Genomic DNA, 11843 nt, shown 5'->3' with positions numbered 1-11843 from the left:
GACATTGTTGGCGGTTCGTCTAGCACGATCCTGACATTCTCTGCATGTTACCTTAAGATACAAGGCTGTACATATGTACAGATCCAGGACTTGATCGTAACGCTATTCCGAATGGCAGCGCCATGACCCAGCGAAAAATCATTCACGTTGACTGCGACTGCTTCTATGCCGCCGTAGAGATGCGTGACGACCCGACTCTCAGGGATGTGCCGCTGGCCGTAGGCGGGCAGGGAGGTCGCGGCGTGGTGACCACCTGCAATTATCGGGCGCGAGCGTTCGGTGTACGATCAGCCATGCCGGGAGGCGAGGCAAGAAGGCTCTGCCCGGGCCTGGTGACTGTTCCGCCGGACATGAATCGCTATCGCAGTGTCTCACGACAGGTAATGGCCATTCTCAGAGAACTGACCGACCTGGTCGAGCCGCTTTCTCTGGACGAGGCCTTTCTGGACGTCACAGAGGTGACCGATCACAAGGGCAGCGCCACGCTGATGGCAAAGCATCTGAGGCAACGAGTCAGGGACGAAGTGGGTATTACCATTTCCGCCGGTGTGGCGCCTAATAAGTTTCTTGCCAAGATTGCCAGTGACTGGGAAAAACCGGATGGTCTGTTCGTGATCACACCGGATCAGGTGGATGGATTTGTCCAGCAACTGCAGGTGGAAAAGCTGTTTGGTGTAGGAAAAGTCACTGCCGGGAAGTTGCATGACCTGGGAGTCTCCACCTGCGGCGATTTGCAGCAGGTTCCGGTAGAAGACTTGCTGGACCGGTTCGGCAAACAGGGCTACCGGTTGCGAGAGATGGCCTTTGGACGCGATAACCGGGACGTGGTGGTGTCGCGCATTGCCAAGTCGGTGAGCGTGGAACGCACCTTTTCACAGGATTTGCCTGACAAACAGGCGTGCGAGTCAGTGATGGCGTCGTTGGTGGCAGATCTGAACCTTCGGCTCAGCCGCAAGGCAGGGCGAAAACCCATTCATAAGCTGTTTATAAAGATTCGATACAGCGATTTTTCCACCCACACCCTAGAGCGCGTTCGCGACCAGATTCAACAGCCTGAGCTGGACGACTACCAGCCATTGCTGGATGAGCTGGTGACCAATACCGAACGCCCGGTGCGTCTGCTGGGGCTGGGGGTGAGATTTCGCAATGACGAGTCGCCCACCACGCAGCTCAGACTGTTCGACTGAACAGATCAACCAACGGTTGGGTGGCCAGGACGCCCAATGTGCCACCGATTGACGCTCCGGCGGCTACGTCGGTCGGGTAGTGCAGCCCGAGAACCACTCTTGATGCTGCGACGCTGACGGTAAATGGCAGCAGTACAAGAGCCAGCTGCGGCGAAGCGACGGCCAGCATGGTATTAAAGCAGACCGCGTGCAGGGTGTGTCCTGACGGAAAACTGTATCGGTCCAGCGGTGGCACAGCACAATTGATTGCCTTGAATGAGATAAACGGTCTCTCCCGTATCAGCCGGTGTTTCAGGAATTTATAGAGGACTGTGCAGAGCAGACCGGTTGTTACCATGGCCAGGGCGATAGAAAGCCCGCGTTCAGGATCAATGATCGGCATGGCCAGAATGATCAGGTACCAGAGCCAGCCATCGCCCAGCCGGCTGACCAGGCTGAAGTACCGCCGCACAGGCCGGTAGCGCAGCAGTTGATTGATGGACTGGCAGAGCCGGAATTCCCTCTGGTCGACCAGATCAAAAAGTTGTGAGACTTTGCTTGTGACGGACATCTCTGCGCGTCTCCTGTGGCGGATGAATGACCAGGTTCTCGAATCGTTCCACTTGCGATGCCCAGTCCATATCAAGGGCGTCCATCCGGACCTGGTTCCGAATGCGCTTGGTAAAGGACGGCTGGTCGGCCAGGCGAAAGGCTTGGCTGACGAAGGCCTCGCTGTCGTCCAGACGGGCCTTCAGACCGTTGTCGCCGTGGCGGATATGCTCTTTGGCGGCGGCATCGTCAAACGCCACAATCCCCAGCCCACTGGCCATGGCTTCGGTAACGACATTGCCAAAGGTGTCGGTTTTGCTGGGAAACAGGAACAGATCGCCCGACGCATAGTGCTGCGCCAGGGTTTCGCCGCGCTGAATGCCTGTAAACACATAGTCCGGATGGCGCTCTGACAAGCGGGTTCGCATAGGGCCATCGCCCACAAGGATGAACTTTGCCGTTGGATGCAGGCTTTTCAGGCGTTCGAAACAGGAAACTGCTAATTGCACGTTCTTCTCTGGTGCCAGCCGCCCGACGTAGATAACCGCCAGATCTTCCGGTGATAATCCCCAGGATGCTCGCAACGAGGAGCTGCGTTTGGCCGGTGAAAACAGTTCGCAGTCTACCCCGCGGCTCCAGAGTGCTGTTGGTCCAATGCCCATTGCTTTGGTGGTATTGATGGTTTTTCGGGTCGGAACCAGCGTGACTGCCGTGCGGTTGTGAAACCAGCGCCCATATCGGCAAAGCAGGGCTTCAAGCCAGCCAGCGCCGTAATACTGACTGTAGCTGTGAAAGTTGGTGTGGAAGCCTGAACTGACCGGAATGCCGAGTTTTCGTGCCGTGTTCACAGCGCTGATGCCCAGCGGCCCCTGGGTGGCAACGTAAACCGCGTCCGGCGGATTGCGACGCCACAGCCGCATCAAACGGCCCGGGCCTGGAATGCCGAATCGCAGATCGTTGTAGCCCGGGATAGGAATGCCTGTGACGAGAGTGGACTGGTGACAAAGCTGGCTGCCGTCCATCTTGATGAACGCTTGATCTGCGCTGTGTTGCCGGGGCCTGACAACCGATACCTGATGGCCGCGTTTCACCAGCGCTTCGCACAGATAGCGAAGCGTATTGGCGACGCCGTTGACTTCCGGCGGAAAGGTCTCAGAAACAATGCTAATGTGTCGCTTATCCGTCATCACCAGGCTTGTTTCAGTCACGTTATCTCCCGAGCTTTCTGCTTTCATGGCATTCACTATGAGAGCAGGCCATGACAGGGTCGCGACATTGCTGTGACAATCCTGTGACAGCGGCAGGGCGCTATGATCGAACGACAACGGAGGATCTATGAATACCCGTAGGCTCGGCAGAACCGATATCAACGTCAGTGAAATATGCCTCGGCACGATGACCTGGGGAGAGCAGAACACTGAGCGCCAGGCGGCGCAACAATTGGATCTGGCGACAGATCGGGGCATCAATTTCATCGATGCGGCCGAAATGTATCCGGTTCCGCCGCGCGCCGAAACTCAGGGCCTGACGGAAACTTATCTGGGTAACTGGCTGGCGAAACGGGGTCGTCGGGAAGATCTGGTGATCGCTTCCAAAGTGTCAGGCCCCGGCAATGGGCTGACCTACCTTCGCAACGGCCCACGATTAACCAAAGACCATGTTCGCAAGGCGTGCGAGGACAGTCTGAAGCGGCTTCAGACGGATTACATCGATTTGTATCAGGTGCATTGGCCTGAGCGAAACGCCAACTTTTTCGGCAAGCTTGGATACGAGCACAAAGTAAACGAGCAATCGACGCCGATCGAAGAAACCCTGGAAGCACTTCATGAGCTGGCCGAGGAGGGTAAAATTCGTCACATTGGCATTTCCAATGAGACGCCCTGGGGCACCTCGGAATATCTGCGATTGTCCCGGGAGCGTAATTGGCCTCGCATTGCCAGCATTCAGAACCCTTACAATCTGCTCAATCGCACCTTCGAAGTTGGCATGGCGGAAATGGCCTGCCGCGAAAACGTAGGCTTGCTGGCATACTCGCCTCTGGCCTTTGGAGTTCTGTCAGGAAAATATCTCGGCGGGAAACGGCCCGAGGGCGCCAGGCTGTCGCTTTATACCCGGTTTGCACGTTACACCAGCGAGCGTGGTGTTGAGGCCACACAGGCCTATGTGGATTTGGCCCGACAGCATGGTTTGTCTCCGGTGCAGCTGGCACTGGCCTATGTCACCAGTCGTGAGTTTGTGACCAGTAATATCATTGGTGCAACGTCCCTGGAGCAACTTGAAGAAAACATTGAGTCGGCCGAAGTGACGTTGGATGAAGCGGTCCTGTCGGACATTGAGGCGCTGCACTCGAACTTCACCTACCCGTGCCCGTAAGCAGGCACGGGTCAGTCTGGTTACATTCAGATACATAAAGTGATGTTTTTCTGACAAAAAAGGCTGGCCCGGGCGGCAGCTTGCTGGCGCGAATGTGTGCAAAATCACATCTTTTCGCGACCTGATTTATTAGACTTTAATCCAAAGCGACATTACACTTCGCGCCCGATTAAAGGTCTTAGAAACATCATGATTATTCGCATTTTTATCGCTCTTCTCGTTCTCAATATGCTGGCTTTCGTCGTTCGCGCCGAAGCGAGTGAGCGCGTATTTGCCGATGAAACGCCCGTTCAGGATGTTTACCAGCTTCAGGAAGAGATGTCGGGCGACTTTGAACGCCAGCAGTCGGACATGTATGCCGCCATCGGTTCACGTCTACTGAGCCTTGGCTTTTCAGATCAGAAAGCAAACAAGCGACAGTACGCGTCTGCACCCGCACAGCCAGACCATGGTGTCGCGTTGCTTGAAGAGGGCGCCTGCCTGAACTTCAAGTGGAATTTCTGATTCGCAGTCTCGCGTAAGCGACGTCCCGCCGTTTCCGATCAACAAATTGCCGATTTTCTGTCTGTCCATTGCCTGACCATTGCCTGGTCCCGGCAGCCGTGTGATCATCCGTTTCTGACGATCGTAACTGATGCCAAAACGGAGTTCGTTCATGGTCAAGGACATGCCACTGACCCTTAATGACAGCCAGGCCTGTGTGGATCAACTGATTCAGCGCGTCGGCAAAGACATCACGCTGGGTTTACCGCTTGGGTTGGGCAAGCCGATCCGATTCGTGAATGCTCTTTATGAACGTGCCCAGGCTGACCCGGGTATCAACCTTCACATTGTCACGGCGCTGTCATTGACGCCTCCCGGCGGATCTTCGACCCTTGAAAAGCGATTCATGGAGCCGTTTGTAGAGCGGCTCTATGGCGATATTCCAGAACTCGACTATGCCAGGGATGTGATTCGCAAACGCCTACCGCCGAATGTCACTGTCTCCGAGTTTTTCTTCAAAGCGGGGGCCTTTCTGAACGACGCGACCCAGCAGCGACGTTACGTATGCACCAACTATACCCACGCGGTTCGGGACTTGATGGATCTTGGGGTTAATGTGCTGGCTCAGTTGGTGGCGCCGCCTACCAAAGCCGGAGACAAGGGGCTGCTGAGCCTCAGCTGCAATCCGGATCTGACCCTCGACCTGATGCCACTGCTCAGACAGCGGGAAGCGGATGGTAATGTGGTGGCGATTGTGGGCGAGCTGAACCGCCATCTTCCTTTCCTGGGCAACAGTGCAGCAATCAGCGATAGCCAGTTCGATCTTCTGCTGGAGCATCCGAGATCGGATTATCCGTTGTTTTCTGCGCCTCAGATGGCGATCAGCCCGGAAGATCATCTGATCGGGTTCTATGCCAGCACCTTGCTCAAGGACGGCGGAACCCTTCAGGTTGGCATTGGTTCCCTCGGTTCTGCATTGGTGCATAACGCTATTCTGCGGCATCAGCACAATGCCCACTGGAAAGCGGTTTATGATCAGCTGGCCGTTGCTGCCAATTTTCCCGTCGTGGAGTCATTGGGTGGAGTGGATCCCTTTGAAAAGGGACTCTATGGTTGCAGCGAGATGATGGTGGACGGCTTTATTCACTTGCTTGAGGCCGGCGTCATTCATCGGGAAGTCTACAATAATGCCGAATTGCAGGAACTGATCAACCAGGGGCGTATCGAGCCGGACGTGTCTCTTGACACGCTGGATGTGCTGCACGCGGAGGACCTGATCGACTCCCCGTTGCGGGCCCGTGATGTTGCTTTGCTACGAGGCTACGGCATATTCCGTTCGGACGTGGAGTACAAGGGCGGCCGGCTAAGAATCGGAGAGCAGTCTCTTGAGCCGGATCTGGATGCGAAGGCCTCACGAGAGGCGATATCGGCGCTGGCGCTGGGCAAGAAGCTCACGGGTGGCATTGTTATCCACGGTGGCTTTTACGTGGGCCCGGCTTCTTTTTACCAGAAGCTGCGCGATCTGAGTCCAGAGGATCGCCAGCGCATCAGTATGACCAGTGTGAACTTCATCAATCATCTTTATGATCATGCCTTTGGCAATCAGCGCTTGAAGGCGGCGCAGCGGGCCCACAGCCGCTTCATTAACACGGCAATGATGCATACCCTCAACGGCGCTGCGGTATCGGATGGCCTGGAGGACGGCCGTGTGGTGAGCGGTGTTGGCGGGCAATACAACTTCGTTGCCATGGCCCATGAGTTGCCTGGGGCGCGATCCATTATCTGTCTTCGCAGCACCCGGAAGTCAGGTCATAAGACAGTGTCGAACCTGGTGTTCAATTACGGGCACTGCACCATCCCCAGGCATCTTCGGGATATTGTGATCACTGAGTACGGTATTGCCGATCTTCGTGGTCAGCCGGATGAACAGGTCTACCTGCGGTTGATTCGCATTGCGGATTCGCGCTTTCAGGAATCCCTGCTTGCGCAGGCGAAAAAGGCCGGGAAAGTGGATCCTGCCTTTCAGATGCCGTTGGGCTGGCGAAACAACACTCCGGAGAGAATCAAGAGCCTGGTTCAGTCTGCTGGCGGTGGCGATGTGTTTCCGGCCTTTCCTTTTGGTTGCGATTTTACAGATCAGGAACTGACATTGGGGAAAGCCCTTAAGGGTCTAAAGGCTGCAACGGCAACTCGTCGTGGTAAAATGGCGGCGCTCTGGCGGGCGATAAAGGCCAGTGATGAACAGGGGCGTTACGCCTCGCTGCTGCAGCGAATGAACCTGGACAACCCGAAAGGGTTGCGGGAGACCCTTGATCAGAAACTATTGATTCACGGCCTTGATCTGATTCAAACCCCATCAAATACAGGAAACCAGCCAACCTGATGCAAAAACCAGCGGTATACACGGTTCACTACGTGCTCAAGAACAAACTGGGCGAATTGGTCGACACGTCTGAGGGTAGCGAGCCTTTGCACTTTGTGCTGGGCGGTTCTGGCGTGATAGCCGGAATTCAGGAAGCGGTTAAAGACCGTAATGTGGGCGACTGTCTGGAGGTGACCGTACCACCGTCCATGGCCTACGGCGAACACAACCCCGAGCTCATTCGCAAGGTGCCGCGCTCGATGTTCGAAGGTGTCGAGAATCTTCAGGTAGGCATGAAATTTCAGACCAATACCGGGGATGAAGCCCAGGTTGTGCAGGTCGTGTCGATCGACGGCAATCTCATTAAAGTGGATGCCAACCACCCACTCGCCGGGTTTACCCTGTATTTCGATCTGGAAATCATCGAGAAGCGCGAAGCCACGGATGAGGAAGTAGCTGCCGGGTATCCTCTGGATTGATAGTCAGGTCCCCATTCCGGGTTTTATTGACCCCATCCAAGATGGTCTCTTCGAGGGTGGCGGTTCCCGCACAAGTCGCCATAGATGTCTTTGTCTCATTGTAAATTCCAGACAAGGCTATGATCACAATGACGGCTGGCGTGAGGAAGCAAGAGATCTCCGGGGTGTAACGGGAGGTGGGTTCCATGTATATTTCTGAAAAGCATGTATAATTGCTGTAACAAGACGTAGCCTGTATCGTCAGATACACAGCAGTTCGTGCAGGGAAATCCAAATAACAACAGCAGAGATGGACGGCGTGGAACAGACGAACGAAAGTTGGCGGATTCTTATAGTCGAAGATGATGAAAGGCTGGCAGAGCTGACCCGGGAGTATCTGGAAAGCAATGGCCTGACAGTGTCTCTTGAAACTCATGGTGGAAACGCAGTCGAGCGCATCCGCAACGAGCAGCCCGATCTGGTTGTGCTGGACCTGATGCTCCCTGGAGAAGACGGCCTGTCAATCTGTCGCCGGGTAAGACCTCATTACACCGGTCCGATCATAATGCTGACGGCTCGCACCGACGATCTCGACCAGGTATTGGGTCTTGAGATGGGTGCAGACGATTACGTTGGTAAACCAGTCAAGCCACGGGTACTGCTGGCCCGTATTCGCGCTTTGCTACGCCGGGTGACCGAAACCGGCACGATTGCGGCCGAGGAAGGCCTCACTGAGGAACCGGTCCGTCTTCAGTTCAATGACCTGGTGGTTGACCGCTCAATGCGTGAAGCCTGGCTGAATGATGACAGCATCGACCTCACCAGCGCCGAGTTTGACTTGCTCTGGCTGTTATCCAGCAATGCCGGTCGTGTGTTGAGCCGTGAAGAGATTTTTACGGCTCTGAGAGGCATTGAGTACGATGGCCAGGATCGCTCTATCGACGTCCGGGTGTCGAGGATTCGTCCGAAGATCGGGGACGATCCGATCCATCCCAGGCGCATCAAGACGGTTCGCAGTAAAGGTTACCTGTTCGTAAAGGAAGCCTGACTATCCAGTCTCTGGCGCTGGCCTGGAAAGGCCAGCGTTCATTGCCAGGGTTTATAGAATGCCCTTCAAGTTTTTTCTAAAGCTATACGCCCGCCTTATTGGCTTGACCATCCTGATCATCCTCTTCTGTGTGGCCTTGTTTGTCGGGGTGAATTCGGTTCGTGAGCAGTACTGGCAGGAACGTTATGCCGGGCCGCTCATGCAATGGATCGCGTCCACGCCCAACGCTCGACAGCAATACCACTGGCTATCATCGACCTATGATTTCCAGGCACTTGACCCGGATGACGTCGCGGTATCGGACGTTACTCTGGAACGCCTCGCCTACGGTCAGGTTGTCGCGGTGGACACCAGTATCGGGCAGCAAGTGATGATCAGGGATGACGAAGGGCAAGTCCTTCGAATGCGATTCCGTGACCTTTACAGCGATGTTGCAGAAGCCCTTGGTCTCATAGCGCGTTGGCACCTGAGCGGGATTCCCTCGGAAAGTCGTGATCAGGCGATGGAGCAGCTATCGCAGTCTCTCGATGTCACGCTGTCCACCATTCAGGAGCCGGATGCGGTTCCTGACTCGGACGTGCTGGGACGGGTGTCTTCCCGTGGGTTGTCGCTCTACCAGAATGCCTCGAACGGTCGCGCCAATGTGCTGATTCGTTTGGAAGACGGCACGCTGATTGATCTGGCAACGTCTGAGCCTTTCGATCAATGGGCATGGCCAGTGCTTGGGTTACTTTTTCTTGTTGGTGGCAGTGTGCTGGCGCTGGCGCTCTATGTCGCCATGCGAGAGGTGGATAGCAACTTGCGAGCCGTGGAGTCGGTGGCGATTCGTATCGCGCGGGGTGAAATGGGAGCCCGGGTTGAGACCACCGACAGCCGTCTGGTGTCGCGACTTGCCGGAGCATTTAACGGCATGGCGGAGCATATTCAGCGGCTGGTCGGTGTGCAGCGGGAAATGATCCATGCGGTGTCTCACGAATTGCGCACACCAGTTGCGCGTATCCGGTTCGGGGTCCAGATGATTGAAGGCACTTCAGACCCGGAGGCCCTTCAGAAGCAGCTCGATGGCATTGATGGGGACATTCAGGAACTGGACGAGTTGATCGACGAAATCCTGACATACGCCCGCCTGGAGCAGGGCGGGCCGGTGTTCGCGCTTCAGGAGTGTTCGGTTACTGACATCGTGAGACAGGTCGTCAGTGAGCAGCAGATGATTCGGACAGAGCATGTCATCGAGGCTGACATTGATGAAGAATCCGAACACTGGGCGATGTCAGACTTAGAACCACGCTATATCCACCGGGCCATACAGAACCTGGTGGGTAATGGGGCGCGCTATGCGGCCAATCGTGTGCGCGTTCATTGCCAATTGGACGAAGACAACTGCCGGGTCGATGTGGAAGACGACGGCCCGGGTGTGCCCGAAGAGGATTGGGAGAAGGTTTTTACGGCCTTTGCCAGGCTGGATGATAGCCGCACTCGAACCTCGGGCGGCTATGGCCTTGGCCTGTCGATAGTGCGAAGAATTCTTTACTGGCATGGCGGCCAGGCATTTGTCAGCCGAAGCGAAGCGCTCGGAGGAGCAAAATTCAGCCTGGTGTGGCCGCGTAAGAAACCGATCGAGCCGTCTCTTTGACCGATCGTCTGCGATTTCTCACCGAATGTTACACATCGTCTACATAACCTAAACGGACATGAGCGAGCTGTGATTAGATACTGGCGGTGTAAGGGATGACTTTTGAGGTTGTAGTTCTTACGAACTTTCCTTGTTTCATTCGTCATTTTGAGGGCCGGTTTACCGGCCCTTTTTTTTGTCTTAGGGTTTTACCTTGGCGTTTGTCATAGCGTTCTTCACCGTCCTTTGAGAAAATTCAGGCTTCGAACAACAAAGACGCCGAATAACTGAAAGGATTCGTCCAATGCCGCAGTATCTGCTTGCCATTGACCAGGGAACCACCAGTTCCCGTGCTATTGTTTTCGATACTTCCGGAAAGTCCATAGCCACCGCTCAGCAGGAGTTCAAACAGTATTTTCCCAAAGACGGCTGGGTAGAGCACGACGCTGACGAGATCTGGGAAAGTACGTTGTCCGTTTGCAGGGAAGCCCTGGAAACGTCCGGCATTGATGCTTCCTCAATTGCCGGCATTGGTATTACCAACCAGCGTGAAACGACCATTCTCTGGGATCGTGCAACCGGAAAACCCGTGTATCGAGCCATCGTATGGCAGGATCGCCGTACCGCTTCCTGGTGCACCAAGCTCAAGTCTGATGGGCATGAAGACAAGGTGGTCGAAAAGACCGGTCTGTTGATTGATCCTTACTTTTCCGGAACCAAGATTGCCTGGATTCTGGATAACGTCGACGGGCTGCGGGGCAGGGCAGAGGCCGGTGAACTGGCTTTTGGCACGGTCGATAGCTGGCTGCTCTGGAACCTGACCGGCGGAAAGGTCCATCGAACTGACGCAACCAATGCCTCGCGAACGGCGATTTTCAACATCCACACTCAGGATTGGGACGATGAGCTGCTGTCATTGTTCCGGATTCCCCGTTCCTTGCTGCCTGAGGTGTTGGATTCTGCCGCCGATTTTGGCACCACGTTACCGGAGTGGCTGGGTAAGCCGGTTCCTGTGTCCGGTATTGCCGGTGATCAGCATGCAGCACTGATTGGTCAGGCCTGTTTTAAGCCCGGAATGGCCAAAAGCACCTACGGCACCGGATGTTTCTTGGTGGTGAATACAGGGTCTGAAGCGCCTCGTTCGGAAAACCGGTTACTGACCACCATGGCCTATCGCCTGAATGGCAAGCCCTGCTACGCCATGGAAGGAAGCATCTTTGTGGCTGGCGCCGCCATGCAGTGGTTGCGAGATGGTCTGAAACTGATCAGTCACGCCAGTGAGTCCTCCAGGTATGCTTTGGAGGTTGGCGTAGAGAACCCGGTATATCTGGTGCCTGCATTCACAGGGCTTGGTGCTCCGCACTGGGACCCGCACGCACGGGGTGCCATCATGGGGCTGACCCGTGACACCGGTATCGCCGAGATAGTCACCGCCGGGTTGCAGTCGGTGTGTTACCAGACCAAGGATCTGGTTCGAGCCATTCAGAATGACGGTACGTCGTTGAAATCCCTGCGGGTGGATGGCGGCATGGTGGTAAACGACTGGGTAATGCAGTTCCTCGCAGATATTCTGAACGTGCCGGTTGAGCGTCCCCGAGTGACCGAGACCACGGCGCTCGGCGCGGCCTATCTGGCAGGTTTGCAAAGCGGTGTGTATGAGAGCCTGGAAGAAATCGCTGACCTGTGGGAACGGGAGCACTGTTTTGAGCCTTCAATGAAACCCATGCTGCGCGAATCGCTTTACTCCGGGTGGCTAGATGCCATCGAGCGAGTTTGTAACAACTGAGCCCGG

10 protein-coding genes are annotated in these 11843 nt (G+C 55.5%); 8 read left to right on the top strand and 2 right to left on the bottom strand.

The window, feature by feature from the left end; translation table 11 throughout:
- The first annotated feature begins 122 nt into the window (after positions 1–122).
- The gene (dinB, locus tag QLQ17_RS13040; protein ID WP_283210010.1) at positions 123–1187 is read left to right on the top strand and encodes a DNA polymerase IV; all 1065 of its coding nucleotides are present in this window, start codon (positions 123–125) and stop codon (positions 1185–1187) included.
- Here the strand turns inward: dinB and QLQ17_RS13035 are convergent.
- A complete protein-coding gene (locus tag QLQ17_RS13035; protein ID WP_283210009.1) occupies positions 1171–1737 on the bottom strand; it encodes a phosphatase PAP2 family protein in 567 nt (188 codons plus the stop codon). The genes dinB and QLQ17_RS13035 overlap by 17 nt on opposite strands.
- A complete protein-coding gene (locus tag QLQ17_RS13030; RefSeq protein WP_283210008.1) occupies positions 1703–2950 on the bottom strand; it encodes a glycosyltransferase family 4 protein in 1248 nt (415 codons plus the stop codon). The genes QLQ17_RS13035 and QLQ17_RS13030 overlap by 35 nt, the downstream gene beginning before the upstream one ends.
- 100 nt (positions 2951–3050) lie before the next feature.
- Here QLQ17_RS13030 and QLQ17_RS13025 point away from each other — a divergent pair, with 100 nt between their 5' ends.
- The 7 genes from QLQ17_RS13025 to glpK all read left to right on the top strand — a co-directional run bounded on the left by QLQ17_RS13025 (position 3051) and on the right by glpK (position 11837).
- Positions 3051–4088 carry an NADP(H)-dependent aldo-keto reductase gene (locus tag QLQ17_RS13025; protein WP_283210007.1) on the top strand — a complete coding sequence of 346 codons (1038 nt, stop codon included), beginning with the start codon at positions 3051–3053 and terminating at the stop codon, positions 4086–4088.
- Positions 4089–4277: 189 nt separating this feature from the next.
- The gene (locus tag QLQ17_RS13020; RefSeq protein ID WP_283210006.1) at positions 4278–4592 is read left to right on the top strand and encodes a hypothetical protein; all 315 of its coding nucleotides are present in this window, start codon (positions 4278–4280) and stop codon (positions 4590–4592) included.
- Positions 4593–4743: 151 nt separating this feature from the next.
- On the top strand, positions 4744–6954 hold the full coding sequence (locus tag QLQ17_RS13015) for an acetyl-CoA hydrolase/transferase C-terminal domain-containing protein (protein ID WP_283210005.1): 2211 nt from the start codon (positions 4744–4746) through the stop codon (positions 6952–6954).
- Entirely contained in the window at positions 6954–7412 is a 459-nt protein-coding gene (locus QLQ17_RS13010) for an FKBP-type peptidyl-prolyl cis-trans isomerase (RefSeq protein ID WP_283210004.1), read from the top strand. Before QLQ17_RS13015 ends, QLQ17_RS13010 begins: the two co-directional genes overlap by 1 nt.
- Before the next feature lie 289 nt (positions 7413–7701).
- A complete protein-coding gene (locus tag QLQ17_RS13005) occupies positions 7702–8439 on the top strand; it encodes a response regulator (protein WP_283210003.1) in 738 nt (245 codons plus the stop codon).
- Positions 8440–8497: 58 nt separating this feature from the next.
- Entirely contained in the window at positions 8498–10072 is a 1575-nt protein-coding gene (locus tag QLQ17_RS13000; protein ID WP_283210002.1) for an ATP-binding protein, read from the top strand.
- A gap of 283 nt (positions 10073–10355) precedes the next feature.
- The gene (glpK, locus tag QLQ17_RS12995; protein WP_283210001.1) at positions 10356–11837 is read left to right on the top strand and encodes a glycerol kinase GlpK; all 1482 of its coding nucleotides are present in this window, start codon (positions 10356–10358) and stop codon (positions 11835–11837) included.
- Positions 11838–11843 lie beyond the last annotated feature (6 nt).

It is taken from the genome of Marinobacter sp. CHS3-4, from assembly GCF_030053415.1.
In the GTDB taxonomy this organism is placed as follows: Bacteria; Pseudomonadota; Gammaproteobacteria; order Pseudomonadales; family Oleiphilaceae; genus Marinobacter.
This window is presented reverse-complemented; position numbering and strand designations above follow the sequence as displayed.